Source organism: Synechococcus sp. WC101 (genome assembly GCF_047461555.1).
GTDB lineage: Bacteria > Cyanobacteriota > Cyanobacteriia > Thermostichales > Thermostichaceae > Thermostichus.
In genome coordinates this window covers 1-13,604 of record NZ_JANSHG010000055.1, presented here as the reverse complement: position 1 = coordinate 13,604, position 13,604 = coordinate 1, and the positions used below count along the sequence as shown (strand labels likewise).

Here is a 13,604-nt window from a genome sequence, read left to right as displayed (position 1 = left end):
GCCAACCTGCTTAAGAAAGTCAGCAGAACCTTGGGGCTTTGCCTTCAGGAACTGTCTAGAGGCGCTTTGACAACGCCTTTGCGACGACCGTGTAAGAATCCCCCGCCTTCAGGCCGGGGAGGATGTCAATTGGTTAAGTCGTCAACCCAGGGATCCCATTGCCCCAAGGTGGTTGGCCAGCGCCCCCAGGCTGGCATAGACACCCTGGAGAGAGGCAAGGGCTTGATCCCAAAGGGTGTGGGTCAGCGACCACCTGTCCAACCCCATGGCACCGCACAACAGCAGCAAGTAGAGGTTGGCAAAGGTGAAGAGGGAGGCTGCCCGCTCCCGGCTGTGCGGCTCCTGGAGCAACTGCACCGCCTTCCAAATTAGAAGGGATCCCAGCAGGGTCGCCGCGCTCAAGTAAAAGGATCCCAGCACGTGCAAAGGGTAAACCAGCAGTAGACTGACCGGCACCAGCAACAGGGCGTAGAGAAGAATCTGGGCGGCAGTCGGCCTTTCTCCGGCCACCACCGGCAGCATCGGCACCCCGGCGCGGGCATAGTCTTCTCGCTTTAAAATCGCTAGGGCCCAGAAGTGGGGCGGGGTCCACAAAAAGATGAGGGCAAACATCACCCAAGCAGCCCAGCTCAGCTCGCCCGTAGCCGCTGCCCAGCCCACTAAAGGGGGGATCGCCCCCGCTGCTCCGCCGATGACGATGTTCTGGGGGCTGGAACGCTTCAGCCAGTGGGTATAGACCCCTACATACACCAGGATCCCCGCCATGGCCAAGCTGGCAGCCAGCAAATTGGTAAAACAGGCCAGCAAGCCAAAGGACATCACAGCCAGGATCCCGGCAAACCTCAGGGCATGGCGTGCCCGAATGCGGCCAGAAGGCAAAGGACGATGGCGGGTTCGCTCCATCATCCGATCAATATCGGCGTCGTACACCATGTTGATGACATTGGCTGCTGCCGCCGCCATCCCCCCCCCCAAGAGGGTGACGCCAAACTTGAAAGGATCCGTATTGCCCGCCATCCACATGGCTCCAGCCGTGGTCATCAGCAAGAGGGCGATGATCTTCGGCTTCACCAACTGGCTATAGCTGCGCAAAACCTGCGCAAGACTTTGGTGATGGCCAAAAGGGATCCCTGTCACCGTGTTCTGACAAGGATCTGGACGGTAGGTTTGAAGGATATCTGCCATGGAACTACTTGCCGTTGATTTCTGCGGCCGCGGCTACCCTCCGAGGGCTCCGGGGAGAGCTTCCTTCCTCCTGGCTTTCAAGGCTGTTGCTCGTACGCCAGGCCAGCACCGTAAAGCCCAGCAAGCACCCCAGCAAAGCTGCCCCAATCATCTGGTGGGCTACCGTCAAGGGCTCCACCTGCAGCCGGTAGCGATAGGTAAGAACGCCAACCCCTACTTGCGCCAGCAAAAGGCCCACCGAACCATGGCCCAGCAGCTTGAGAATCCGCGGGAGCTGCCGGCGTCGCCAACTTGTGGCCACCGCCACCACCAACACCGCCAGTGTGGCCGGAGCCACCCCCAGCAAGTGACCGTTCATCACCCCACACAGCTCGCCAGCAGCTAAGCACTGGTGCAACGCCCATTGGGAAGCCACCAAAGCTCCGAGAAGGCTCTGGACGTACACCAGCAGCACTGCCCCCAAGCCGAGCCAGGGCAAGTAGCCAACAGAAGCTCTCCCCTCCTCCGAAGGAGCGACGCTTGGCAGGGCCAGCAATCCCAAGGTGAGCAGCGTGGCAAAAAACAGCAGGCCCGTGCCCAGGTGAGCCGTCACAATGTCAAAGCGCAACAGCTCCGTTACCGTCAGCCCGCCCAGGATCCCTTGGGCCACGACCAAGACAAAAGCCCAGCTCAGGCCCCAGGGCAGCCAAGCGGGCAAGGCCTTGCGCTTCAGCCAGGCAAACCCCGTTAGCAGCAGGGTGGCCAAGCCCACCCCAGCAGCCACCAGGCGGTGAAACCACTCCAGAAACACCTGCAGGTTCATCTGCTCAGTGGGGACAAGCTCTCCATAGCAGAGGGGCCAATCTGGACAGGATAAGCCAGCATTCATGACTCGAGTGGCACTGCCCAGTCCCATCAACAGCCAAGTGGCCGCTGCTAAACCCAGCAAGGCTTGCCCCATGCGCAGGGAAAGCTCCCTAGACGGCAAGGGATGAGCGTGAGATTGGGAAATCGAAGAGTCCATCGCCGTTGAAAAAGTTATTGCAAGTCAATCCAAGCTCGGAATAATCTGCATAAAAAATAATCGAGATCGATACTTAAGCTATCCATTTCAGTTAGCGAACTTAATTCAATAGGTCTTTGAGGTCTAACTGGCTCAGCATCTAGCTATAGGCAGACAAGGAGACTGACTCCCCTGTAACGGATCCTAAATGCAGACTTGCGGCTGGCGAAGGCTTTTTAAGAATTTCTTTGTGCTGAGCCACGCCTCCTCTGCATGCATCGTTCATCTTCCAGAAGCTCTGTCGATCCTGCCAATCAAGCCGCTCCCCTCTACCAATTCCCAGCGATGAAGATTCTGAAGAGATCCCTAAGCCTGGGCAATCCTCTCCAGCTCCCGTGACCTAAATGGATATGAAGGATGGGTGTGGCCCGCTTCGGCTCTGTTCGCAGAACAGATTTTGTCTAGGGCGGGCGTGCCTTGCATTTGCAGTGGGGAAGAGCAGTCGTGAGTGCGCTCAGTAACATCATTTTGGTGGGTATTGGGGTTCTGCTGACCCTGGCCAGCCTCTGGTATGGCCAGAATCACCATCTGCTTCCCGAAGCAGCGGCCAACTCGGCTCCTCTGTTCGATAGCCTCTTCAACAGCACGATCACCATCGCCACGGGGATCTTTTTGGTGGTGGAGGGGGTGCTTCTCTACTGTGCCATCCGTTACCGCAAGCGGCGGGGCGACCGTGGGGATGGGGATCCCAACCACGGCAACGTGCTGCTGGAGATCGTCTGGACAGCGGTGCCAGCAGTGATCATCCTCTGGCTGGGCCTGGCCAGCCTCGATGTCTATCAGGCGGTGTATGGGGGCGCCGATGTGGGCGGTCACATCCACACGGCCATGGCGATGGAGCCCTCCCAAGACTCAGCAGCAGGGGATCCGGACTATGCCTACACTCCCGCGCTGCTGCCCGGAAAGGAGATGGGCCAGCCGGAGCTGGTTGTCCAAGTTCAGGGCATGCAATATGCTTGGGTATTCACTTATCCGGAGTCGGGTTTGGTGGCTGGCGAGCTGCACCTTCCTCTTAACAAGCGGGTGCGCCTTAATATGACGGCTCTGGATGTCAACCACGCCTTCTGGGTGCCGCAATTTCGCCTCAAGCAAGATCTCATTCCGGGCCGAGAAACCCACTTGGAGTTTGTGCCCACGCAGTTGGGAACTTACCCCATCGTCTGCGCCGAGTTGTGTGGCCCTTACCATGGGGTGATGGCCGGGCAACTAATTGTGGAGACGCCGGAAGAGTTCGAGCGCTGGCAGCAGGAGCAAGTTTTGGCCGCCGGTGGAGAGGGTGGCGCCCTTGCCCTGGCGGCGGACTCGCCGTCACTGCCTCTCCAGCACGGGCATCGTCTGGAATTTTCTCCGTCGGAGTCTGCCTTTGTCCAAGTTCACCGGCAACGTTTGGGCCTCTCGCCGGCTGAGCTGGCCTCTCTCCAACTCCCCCTTGACGCACATTCTGGTGACGCCAGTAGGAGCTTCTTGCCATGACCCAGCTACAGGACAATCCCACCCTTGCCGCTGCCCCCAAAGCCAGCCTGGATCCTCCCGCCGAGCCTTGGTGGCGCTTTTTTACCTTCTCCACCGATCACAAGGTCATTGGGATCCAGTATTTGGTGACCACCTTTTTCTTCTACTTGGTGGGGGGAGCGCTGGCCACAGCGGTACGGGCGGAGCTGGCTACCCCAGAGGCGGACTTTCTCGGCTTTGAGCGCTACAACGGGGCCTTTACCCTGCACGCCACGATCATGATCTTTTTGTGGATCGTGCCGGCTTTGATGGGGGGCTTTGGCAACTACCTGGTGCCGCTGATGATCGGGGCGCGGGACATGGCCTTTCCCAAGCTGAACGCCGTCGCCTTTTGGCTGGTTCCACCCAGTGGCCTTTTGCTGCTGGCCAGCTTGTTTATCGAGGCCCCCTCAGCTGGCTGGACCTCGTATCCGCCGCTGAGCCTCATCAGTGGCAAGGTGGGAGAAGAGCTCTGGATCTTGAGCATTTTGCTGGCCGGAACCTCTTCGATCCTGGGGGCCGTGAACTTCATCACCACCATCCTCAAGATGCGCCTGCCCGGCATGAAGATGGAGGATATGCCCTTGTTCTGCTGGGCGATGCTGGCCGCTTCCATCATCACGCTCATTGCAACGCCGGTTCTGGCGGGGGCGCTGATCCTGCTCAGCTTTGACCTGTTGGCGGGCACGGCTTTCTTCAACCCCAGCGGCGGCGGGGATCCGGTGGTGTACCAGCACATGTTCTGGTTTTACTCCCACCCGGCGGTGTACATCATGGTTTTGCCGGTGTTCGGCATGATCTCGGAGATCTTGCCGGTGCACGCCCGCAAGCCCATCTTTGCCTACAAAGCCATTGCCTACTCCAGCTTGGCCATCTGTTTTTTGGGCTTGATTGTCTGGGTTCACCACATGTTTACCAGCGGCACTCCCGACTGGATGCGGGTGTTTTTCATGATCGCCACCATGGCCATTGCCGTTCCCACCGGGATCAAGGTGTTTAGCTGGCTGGCGACTCTCTGGGGCGGCAAGATCCACTTCCGCTCGGCCATGTTGTTTGGCATGGGCTTTATCTCCATGTTCGTCATCGGCGGCTTGAGCGGGATCATCCTTGCTTCGGTGCCGTTGGATATCCACGTCCACGACACCTACTTTGTGGTGGCCCACCTACACTACGTGTTGTTTGGCGGCAGCGTCTTTGGCATCTATGCCGGCCTCTACCACTGGTTCCCCAAGATGACCGGGCGGCTGCTGAACGAGTTCTGGGGGCGGGTGCATTTTGTGTTGACCTTTGTCGGCTTCAACATGTGCTTTTTGCCGATGCACAAGCTGGGCCTGATGGGCATGCCCCGCCGCGTGGCCCAGTACGACCCGCAATTTGCCGACCTCAACTGGATTAGCTCCGTAGGGGCTTTTGTTCTAGCCATTTCCACGCTGCCCTTCTTGGTGAACGCCATCTACTCCTGGGTGGCCGGGCCCAAGGCCGGCGACAACCCCTGGCAGGCTCTAACCCTGGAGTGGGCGACTTCTTCCCCGCCGCCTGCCCACAACTTCTACGGGGATCCCATTCTGCTGACCGGCCCCTACGACTACGGCCTGCACAGCAAGGAGACTTTGGATTACTTTGCCGCCCAGTTGCAGAGCTTGCGGGAGCTGGCGTTGGCGGAAGCAGAGCCTACGACTTCTTCTTAGCAGGGGGTCTCCATCTTCTACTCACCGGGCATTCCAGTCTTGATCCCGGCTGGGCTGGCCACACGGTCTCAGGAATTCTAAGGTTCGATTGGTTTATTTTTTGAGTGGAGAAGAATATGCAAGGATCCCTTGCTGCTGATGCCTTGATAGCCGGCCACACTCAGGCCCACACCGCTCACGCTGAGCACCCAGATCATCGCATTTTTGGTCTGCTGATGTTCTTGGTGGCGGAAGGCTGCTTATTCTTGGGCCTGTTCATGGCCTACTTGGCTTACAGCCTCACGGCCCCCGTCTGGCCGCCGGAAGGGACGCCGGAGCGGGAATTGCTCTTGCCTGGGATCAACACGGCGATTTTGCTCGCCAGCAGCTTGGTTATCCACCAGGCCAAGCCCGCCATCCAGGCCAATAACGTCAAGGGGCTACGGCTGTGGTTTGCCCTCACTGCCCTGATGGGTGCGATTTTCTTGGCCGGGCAGCTCTACGAGTACAGCCACCTGGAGTTTGGCCTTACCACCAACTTGTTTGCCAGCACCTTCTATGTCTTGACCGGGTTTCACGGGCTACATGTGGCGGCGGGGCTGCTGTTTATTTTGGCGGTGCTTTGGCGATCCCTGAAGCCGGGTCACTACAGCGCCCAACACTACTTTGGCGTCGAGGCTGCTGAGATCTACTGGCACTTTGTGGATGGGGTTTGGATTGTGCTGTTTATCCTGCTCTACCTACTCTGAGTTCCGAAGAGGGATCCTCCCTGGTGAAGGATCTGATCCCGGTGGGTAGGCTGCCCGTTGCTAGAACTGTCCCTGAACGAAAAGGCTCAGGATTTCTGGAGAATGGCCACAATCTGGATCAGAGCCTCTTGAAACACTTCTCGCTCCGGTTGACCTTGCTTGAGCTGATACTCCAGTTGTAAAAGTTGCTGCATCACCTGCAGCAGCGCCGAGCTTTTTAGGGATCCCACCTCTTTTTGGAGAAAATAAACCCGGTTGGGATTGGCAATCTCTGCTTTTTGGGCGATGACTTTGGGATCCCGTTCTCCCTCCTCCAGCAATAGCTTTACCCACAGCCAGGTGCGAAATTGCCCCACCAACACCGCCAGGATCTTCAGGGCCGGCTCGTTGTGATCCAAAAGATGGGCCAGGATGCGCAGGGCCTGATCCAAGTTGCCCTGGCGCAGGGAGGCGGCCAGTTGAAAGCTGTTGTAGGCGCTGGCGGGCACCAAAGCCTCGATTTGCTCAGGGGAGATGGGATCCCGTTGGTTGACCGTAAACAAAGCCAGCTTTTCCAGTTCCATCGCCAAGCGGCGGGAGTCGTTGCCCACGGCTTCCGCCAACTTCTGGGCTGCCTCTGGGCTGAGCTTGAGATCCCGCTGCTGGGCCTCGCTGTGTACCTGCTTGAGAATGCCCTCTTCATCCCAGGGGGCCAGTTGGGAAAACTCGCGGACAATGGCCACTTTTTTTAGGAGCTGGGTAGATTTGAGCCGACCGTCCGGCTTGCTGCTAGTGGTCAAGAGCAAATGGGTGGTGGGAGGCAAATAGGCTAACGTCCGCTCCAGTTCCCTTACCCACTCTTCCGGACAATCCTGGGTGAGCGTCGTCTCTTCCAGCCAAACCAGGCGAGCGTTGGATCCCAGGGGCGGGGTCATGGCCAGGTTAAGTCCGGCCAGTGTGGACTCCGGCGGCAGGCGATCGTAGTTAAAAGCGGCCCAGTCGGGATCCAGCACTTGCTCCCGCAACTGGTGCACCGCCTGCATCAGCCGATAGGTGTCATCTCCCCAGTAAAGGTAGACAGGCATACTCCCCCAAGTCCCCTCAGCTTGGTCTCCAGCTTTTTTCCGTAGTTTGCTTACGTTAATCAGCGGCAGGTTCCGGGTCTTTATCCGGGATCTTCCGGAGAAAGCCTGGCCAAGTTTCAGCTTCTTTTCTCTCTAAAAAAACGCCAGCTTTGCATGATCTAGCTTGGCAAATTCTGTATTCCCACTGAAGAACTATCATCAATCTTCTCCTAAGCTGGGCTTAGAGACGGGGTTGGAGGGAGGGCTGCAAGCGTATGGACACCATTGGCGAACTGGAGTTCAAGGTGCAGGTTTTAGCCCGCTGCCTGGGATCTGCTCTGGGTTTAGGCCGGCCTATTCGTGTGCAAATTCATTATTGTAATCCCCAAGTCTTCAATGCAGGCCAGTTGGGAGCAGGGGTTTCCCCTTTCAACTCTGAAGAGGTTGGGAAATCCCAGCCCCACCCGCTAGCCTCGTTTGCCTAAAGGGCGCTTCGAGGTCGGCGAGGCAGCTAACTCTAGCAATGAGTCTGCGAGTTCTAGAAGGGGGATCCCGCTTGCCTTCCCGCCCTTGCCCCTGTTCGCTGGGGAGATAAACTCGGAAGATAGGCCTGAAGCACAAGTGCCCAGGGCGCTGGAAGGAGCCATGGAACGAGCAACGCGACTGTGGCGCGGCCTGCTGCTGCGGGATTTTCCTATCGAGTCCTGGTGGCAGGGCAGCCTTTTAAGCCGAGTGTCGGGATCCCTGCGGAGTTGGGGCAAAAGCAGCCTACTGGTGCAAACCTCTGACTGGATCGGTTTGGGCCTGGTGCTGCTGTATTGGGTCTTTTCGGCGCAAAGCTCCACCGGCATCCTAGGTCTGATTTTGCTGGCCATGGCGTCGCTTGTGGTCTTGGGCTGGCTGGTGGAAACCCCAACTTGGCTGCCCGTCCATCTGCCCCTAGGCCTGTTTTGGGGAATTGCCACCCTGGCCACGATCCTTTCGCCGGTTCCCTATGCAGCGCGGGAGGGCTGGCTGAAGTTGACGCTCTACCTGGCCGGCTATCTGCTGCTGCAGCGTCTGCTTCGCCAACTGCAGTTTCGGGATTGGATCGTCGGATCCCTGCTTTTGGTCAGCTTGGCGATGGGGGTCTATGGCCTGCGGCAATACTTTTACGGGGCTGCCGAGCTGGCCACCTGGGTGGATCCGGAATCGGGCTTGGCAGGCCTGACGCGGGTGTACAGCTATCTGCGCAACCCCAATTTGTATGGGGGCTACCTGGTTCCGCTCCTCCCCCTGGGGCTGGCTGCCATCTTCCTCTGGCCGGGCTGGGGGATCAAGCTCCTGGTGGGGTTTACAACCGCCGTCAACTTCATCTGCCTGGTGCTGACCTACAGCCGCGGCGCCTGGATTGGCGGCCTAGCAGCGCTGGGAATGATGGCGGTGCTGCTGGCGCAATGGCACACCCCCCACTTGCCGGCCCGTTGGCGGCGTTGGACGCTGCCGGCTCTGTTGGGAGGGGGAGCAGCCGCGCTGTTGCTTGCCATCCTAACAGTACGTCCCCTGCGGCTGCGGGCTCAGAGTCTCTTTTGGGGACGGCTAGATACCAGCAACAATTTTCGCCTCAACGTCTGGGCCGCCGTGCTGGAGATGATCCGCGACTTTCCCATCTTGGGGATCGGCCCCGGCAATGTCGCCTTTAACCGCGTCTATCCCCTCTACCAGCGAGGCAACTTCAGCGCCCTCGGGGCCTACTCGGTGCCGCTGCAACTCACACTGGAGACCGGCTTCGTCGGATCCCTGGCTTTTGCCTGGTTTTTGCTGGTGCTCTGGGATCACGGCTGGAGAGGCTGGAACACTTTGCTCAGCTCCCGGGATCCCCAGGGCCTGTGGGTAGCAGCCGGCTTAGCGGCTTGCACTGGCATGATGGCCCACGGCCTGGTGGATACCATCTGGTACCGTCCCCAGGTGCAAATGCTGTGGTGGCTGGCGGTGGCTCTTATCACCGCCAGCTCGGCTGCTGGCAGCCCCTAGCCAAGCGACCAAACTCCTGAGGCGCTGCCGGAGACTTCCTCCCCCTAGCCTGCCCCTATTCCGAGCTTTTGCCTTGACGAGAGCAAATCCAAAGTGTTAAACATCCTGCAAGAGATAAAAAATGTATTTGGATTTACAATTTGCAGGTGCTAGCAGTGTTAGAAATTAGCGGAATTGTTGGGGATATGGGAGGCCAATGAAAAAGATCGAGGCTGTAATCCGGCCCTTCAAGCTTGATGAGGTGAAGGTAGCCCTGGTTAATGCCGGAATTGTCGGCATGACCGTAACCGAGGTGCGGGGGTTTGGTCGGCAGAAAGGACAGACTGAGCGCTATCGGGGATCCGAGTACACCGTCGAGTTCCTGCAGAAGCTAAAGGTGGAGATCGTGGTCGAGGATGACCTGGTGGATACGGTGGTGGAGAAGCTAATTGCAGCAGCTCGCACGGGCGAAATTGGGGACGGCAAGATTTTCATCAGCCCCGTCGAGAAAACCATCCGCATCCGCACCGGTGAAATGAACCAAGACGCCCTGTGAAGGAGCTGTTTTTGCAGTCTCTCACCTCAGCCTCATCTTGGCTTGGGAGGTGGCGGGGCGTATCTTTTTGTTGTAATGGCGTTGCCAAAAGTACCGTCTTGCTAGGTGAGTCGAAGAACATGTCTACAATGATGATCCAAAGGCTCAAAGGCCAAGTAGTGCAGCGGCTCTGGCGACCAGCTCAGTGGGGCTTAGCTGCTGCGCTGACGATTTCCCTGGTTTTTCTACTTGGTCAGGAGAGCGCCTTCGCTCAGGATGCCGAAGCTGTCCAGGAAAACGCCAACACCATCTGGACACTGGTGGCGGCAGCCTTAGTGTTCTTCATGCAAGCTGGCTTTGCCATGGTGGAGACGGGCTTTACCCGCTCCAAAAATGCTGCCAACATCATGATGAAAAACCTAATGGACTTCTGCATGGGCTGCTGCGCCTTCTGGTTCATTGGGTTTGGCCTGATGTTTGGCCAGAATGGCGGCTTCTCCGGCAGGAGCTGGTTTGCTTTTAGCTGGCAGCAAGCCCACGAAGCAGGGGACTGGCCTTTTACGTTCTTCGTCTTTCAGATGGTCTTTGCCGCCACCGCTGCCACCATCGTTTCCGGCGCCATGGCGGAGCGCACCAAGTTCGTGGCCTACCTCATCTACTCTGTCGTCATCTCTGGGCTGATCTACCCCATCTCGGGGAGCTGGGCCTGGAATGGCCTGTTCGGCGACTACAACGGCGGCACCAAGGGCTGGTTGGAAAACCTGGGCTTTATCGACTTTGCCGGGTCAGGGGTGGTGCACCTGGTGGGAGGCGCTGCCGCATTGGCCGGGGCAATGGTGGTTGGCCCTCGCATTGGCAAGTACGGCCCCAATGGGGAGCCGCGGGCGATTCCTGGCCATAACTTGCCTCTGGGGATGTTGGGGGTGTTTATCCTTACCTTGGGTTGGATTGGGTTCAACGCCGGCTCGACCACAGCCGCCAGCCCCGATGTTGGCTGGATCGCCATGAACACGCTGCTGGCAGCTTCGGCGGGAGCCATTGGGGCGATGATCACCTGCTGGGCGCATTTTGGCAAGCCGGATATGACCTTTGCGGCCAACGGGGTGCTGGCCGGCTTGGTAGGGATCACCGCTCCTTGCAACACCGTCCACCCGCTGGGAGCTTTGATCATTGGGTCGGTTGCCGGGATTCTGGTGGTGATCTCGGCGGTGATCTTGGATACGGTGCTGAAAGTTGACGACCCGGTGGGCGCCATTTCGGTACACGGTACCTGTGGCCTCTGGGGGCTGTTGGCGGCAGGGATCCCTTGGTTTGCCCATGCCGAGTCAGGAGTGACCTGGGAGCAATTTGGGGTGCAGGTCGTGGGGGCTCTAGCCTATTTCTTCTGGCCCTTTATCACCTGCTTGATCCTGTTTTTGATCCTCAAGGCAACCGTTGGCCTGCGCACCAGTGCCGAAGAGGAGCTGGCCGGCTTGGATGTGGGCGAGCACGGTAACGTGGCCTACCCGGATTTTGTAAGCGCTGCAGCCAATTTGGAGCAGCCTTGAGGCGGGGCCGAGGGTTGCTGTGCCGGCAATCCTGAAGGGGGCCAAGCGGGCCCCCCCTTACTTTAAACTGGAAAGCGGCTGGATGTTCTTGCAGCTTCATGCACCTCTTGATCCCGGCGGCCGGCAGTGGCAAGCGGATGGGGGCGACGGTCAACAAGCTGCTGTTGCCGCTTTTGGGCCGGCCAATTTTGGCTTGGACGCTGGAAGCTGCAGCTCGGGCCTGCTCCATTGAGTGGATTGGCATTCTCTGCCAGCCCCACGACTGGCCAGCCATCGAGGCCATCGTAGCGGCAGTTGCTCCGGCCAAGCCAGTACAGCTTCTGCTGGGAGGAGCCACGCGGCAGGAGTCGGTTTACAGGGGAGTTGAGTATCTCTATAGCCTGGGAACGGTAGAACGGGTGCTGATCCACGATGGGGCCCGCTGCCTGGCTACGCCGGCGCTCTTTGATCGCTGCAGCGCTGCCCTACAGCAGGTGGATGGCTTGGTTGCGGCGATCCCTGTCAAAGACACGATTAAAGTGACCGAGAGCGGCCCCAAGGGGATCCAAATCCAAGCGACGCCAGAGCGCAGTCGACTGTGGGCAGCGCAAACGCCCCAGGGCTTTCGCCTGTCGTTGCTGTGGCAAGCCCATCGGGAGGCGCTGGCCCAGGGGTGGCAGGTAACCGATGACGCAGCCCTATTCGAGAAGCTGGGTTGGCCGGTTTACATCGTGGAAGGGGAGGAGTCTAACCTGAAGTTAACCACCCCCTGGGATCTGGTGCTGGCCGAGCAAATTCTCCAGCAGCGCCTTGAGCTGGCGCGCTAGCTCAACTCACTATGGCGATGGCCCTGACGCAGAGCCGCCTTTTGCCACACCCGACTGCGCCAGCGGCTGAGCAACAGGCCGGCCAAGCCGGCGACATAGATCAGCATGGCCAACCAGCCCCCCACAGCCCCCCATCCCAACCCCGGCAGGAAGGGGATCCAACTGTGGGAAAAGATCAGCATCTGCGCCAAAGGCAAGAAAAAGAGCCAGCTCATCCCGAGCATGATCGCCATGGGGGCCCGCACGTCTCCCGCGCCGCGCAGGGATCCCGCGGCAGAGAAGTTGATGCCATCGAAGAGAAACGAAACCGCGATGATCTGCAAAAGCCTCCCCCCCAACTCCACAATCGCCGCGGCGTTGGCATCTGTCCCGGCCACGAACAGGCCGAGCAAGGCTTCTCTAAAAAGCGCCAGCCCGCCGCCGATCACGGCCATGTAGCCGACCGTCCAGGCTATCACCGCATTCCCCAAGCGCATCGCCCAAGCCGGCTGCCCGGCGCCAACGGCCTGGCCCACCAGGACGGTTGCCGCCTGTTCCAAGCCGAGGGCCGGCAAATAGGCAAAGCGAGACAACATCAGACACAGGTGGGCCGTTGCCCCCTCCACAGCCCCCAACTGGCCCAGCAGCAACTGAAACACCGTGAAAGAGCTCATGTCCGCCAAAGCGTAGATCCCCATCGGCAGGCCCAGCCGCAGCAAGGGCCGCAGGGACTTGTGAGCCAAAAGCCAGGTTTGCCGCGTAGCGTAGTCGCGCTGGATCCAGGTCGAGAGAAACAGCAGCAGGTAAAGGGCCAGCTCCCCGTATTCCGACAGGATCGTGCCCCAGGCGGCTCCGGCAATCCCCCAGCCCAGGCCGAAAATGAACAGGGCATTGAGGATGCCGTTGAACAGCACGCTCCAGCCACTCACAGGGTGATCCAGGTGCAACCAATGCCGTTAAAAAAACCCGCCAAGGCAAAGCTGCCCAAGAGAGCGGATCCCCCCCAAACGCGAACTTGCCAATAATCTGCCGCTTGCTCCGCCACCCCCGCCGGCAGGGGCAGCCCTGAATACAGCAAGCTCCCCAACAGCGACAAGAGGCCACAAAGGGGCAATAGGCCCAACCCCAGCTCAACTCCCGACCAGGCATAGCGAGAGGCCCCCTTCGGATCTCCGCCGGCGTAGGTTTGCGCCACCAAGGTTTGCACTGCTCGCCCCAGACTCATGAAAGGGGTCAAGGCCACTTGGGTGGGCAACCAAGCGGCGTTCATCCCGGCCAAGGCTTGGCTGGAGATCTGGCCGATAAACCAGGTGTCGGTTATGCCCATCAGCGCCTGAATGCCAGCGCTGAGCGCCAAGGGCATCGCCAACCTCAGCACAACCCCATGATCCACCCCTGGGATCCCGCGGGCATCCAGCCGCTGCGCTACAACTCCCATGTCCTCCCTGCTCGCCCGTGGCACGCAAAAGCGCGCAACCCTCTGCCCAGGCAGCCTGTATTCTATTGTACTACACATAATACAGGCCAGGTCAAGGGACAGAGCCTGCAGGGGATTCCATCCTCGGGGG

12 protein-coding genes are annotated in these 13,604 nt (G+C 59.3%); 7 read left to right on the top strand and 5 right to left on the bottom strand.

The genetic code is table 11. The features are described 5' to 3' along the window. Nucleotides 1-141 precede the first annotated feature (141 nt). Complete coding sequence (locus tag NW809_RS05555; protein ID WP_099813179.1) at nt 142-1,137, bottom strand: heme o synthase; 996 nt, start codon at nt 1,135-1,137, stop codon at nt 142-144. 52 nt (nt 1,138-1,189) lie between these two features. Continuing rightward, a complete protein-coding gene (locus tag NW809_RS05550) occupies nt 1,190-2,125 on the bottom strand; it encodes a COX15/CtaA family protein (RefSeq protein ID WP_011430359.1) in 936 nt (311 codons plus the stop codon). Nucleotides 2,126-2,671: 546 nt separating this feature from the next. On the opposite strand from NW809_RS05550, the gene NW809_RS05545 reads away from it, so the two are divergent. From NW809_RS05545 to NW809_RS05535, 3 genes are all read left to right on the top strand, one after another. After that, a complete protein-coding gene (locus NW809_RS05545; RefSeq protein ID WP_011430358.1) occupies nt 2,672-3,700 on the top strand; it encodes a cytochrome c oxidase subunit II in 1,029 nt (342 codons plus the stop codon). Further along, complete coding sequence (gene ctaD / locus NW809_RS05540) at nt 3,697-5,406, top strand: cytochrome c oxidase subunit I (protein WP_414388584.1); 1,710 nt, start codon at nt 3,697-3,699, stop codon at nt 5,404-5,406. Before NW809_RS05545 ends, ctaD begins: the two co-directional genes overlap by 4 nt. Before the next feature lie 116 nt (nt 5,407-5,522). Beyond that, nucleotides 5,523-6,134: a heme-copper oxidase subunit III gene (locus NW809_RS05535; protein ID WP_011430356.1), complete on the top strand. Its 612-nt coding sequence runs from the start codon at nt 5,523-5,525 to the stop codon at nt 6,132-6,134. Between the two features lie 86 nt (nt 6,135-6,220). Here NW809_RS05535 and holA read toward each other — a convergent pair whose 3' ends face one another. Then, complete coding sequence (gene holA, locus NW809_RS05530) at nt 6,221-7,198, bottom strand: DNA polymerase III subunit delta (protein WP_414401697.1); 978 nt, start codon at nt 7,196-7,198, stop codon at nt 6,221-6,223. Nucleotides 7,199-7,822: 624 nt separating this feature from the next. On the opposite strand from holA, the gene NW809_RS05525 reads away from it, so the two are divergent. From NW809_RS05525 to ispD, 4 genes are all read left to right on the top strand, one after another. Next, nucleotides 7,823-9,190 (top strand): IctB family putative bicarbonate transporter, encoded by a 1,368-nt coding sequence (locus NW809_RS05525; protein WP_414401696.1) that lies wholly within the window; start codon nt 7,823-7,825, stop codon nt 9,188-9,190. A 196-nt stretch (nt 9,191-9,386) separates the two neighbouring features. Beyond that, nucleotides 9,387-9,725 (top strand): P-II family nitrogen regulator, encoded by a 339-nt coding sequence (locus NW809_RS05520; protein WP_414401695.1) that lies wholly within the window; start codon nt 9,387-9,389, stop codon nt 9,723-9,725. Between the two features lie 119 nt (nt 9,726-9,844). Further along, nucleotides 9,845-11,251: an ammonium transporter gene (locus NW809_RS05515; RefSeq protein WP_414401694.1), complete on the top strand. Its 1,407-nt coding sequence runs from the start codon at nt 9,845-9,847 to the stop codon at nt 11,249-11,251. Between the two features lie 98 nt (nt 11,252-11,349). Then, nucleotides 11,350-12,057: a 2-C-methyl-D-erythritol 4-phosphate cytidylyltransferase gene (gene ispD / locus NW809_RS05510; protein ID WP_414401693.1), complete on the top strand. Its 708-nt coding sequence runs from the start codon at nt 11,350-11,352 to the stop codon at nt 12,055-12,057. Here the strand turns inward: ispD and NW809_RS05505 are convergent. Together NW809_RS05505 and NW809_RS05500 are read right to left on the bottom strand one after the other, a co-directional pair. Beyond that, nucleotides 12,054-12,965: an MATE family efflux transporter gene (locus NW809_RS05505; protein WP_414401692.1), complete on the bottom strand. Its 912-nt coding sequence runs from the start codon at nt 12,963-12,965 to the stop codon at nt 12,054-12,056. The two genes, ispD and NW809_RS05505, sit on opposite strands and share 4 nt — an antisense overlap. Next, nucleotides 12,962-13,474, bottom strand: coding sequence for an MATE family efflux transporter (locus NW809_RS05500; RefSeq protein WP_041438346.1), 513 nt, complete (start codon nt 13,472-13,474; stop codon nt 12,962-12,964). The genes NW809_RS05505 and NW809_RS05500 overlap by 4 nt, the downstream gene beginning before the upstream one ends. Nucleotides 13,475-13,604 lie beyond the last annotated feature (130 nt).

Excerpts from the sequence above, each read along its gene's own strand:
- holA (WP_414401697.1), bottom strand. The coding sequence starts at position 7,198 with ATGCCTGTCTACCTTTACTGGGGAGATGACACCTATCGGCTGATGCAG.
- NW809_RS05520 (WP_414401695.1), top strand. The coding sequence starts at position 9,387 with ATGAAAAAGATCGAGGCTGTAATCCGGCCCTTCAAGCTTGATGAGGTG.
- NW809_RS05515 (WP_414401694.1), top strand. The coding sequence starts at position 9,845 with ATGTCTACAATGATGATCCAAAGGCTCAAAGGCCAAGTAGTGCAGCGG.
- NW809_RS05550 (WP_011430359.1), bottom strand. The coding sequence starts at position 2,125 with ATGGGGCAAGCCTTGCTGGGTTTAGCAGCGGCCACTTGGCTGTTGATG.
- NW809_RS05535 (WP_011430356.1), top strand. The coding sequence starts at position 5,523 with ATGCAAGGATCCCTTGCTGCTGATGCCTTGATAGCCGGCCACACTCAG.
- NW809_RS05525 (WP_414401696.1), top strand. The coding sequence starts at position 7,823 with ATGGAACGAGCAACGCGACTGTGGCGCGGCCTGCTGCTGCGGGATTTT.
- ispD (WP_414401693.1), top strand. The coding sequence starts at position 11,350 with ATGCACCTCTTGATCCCGGCGGCCGGCAGTGGCAAGCGGATGGGGGCG.
- NW809_RS05500 (WP_041438346.1), bottom strand. The coding sequence starts at position 13,474 with ATGGGAGTTGTAGCGCAGCGGCTGGATGCCCGCGGGATCCCAGGGGTG.
- ctaD (WP_414388584.1), top strand. The coding sequence starts at position 3,697 with ATGACCCAGCTACAGGACAATCCCACCCTTGCCGCTGCCCCCAAAGCC.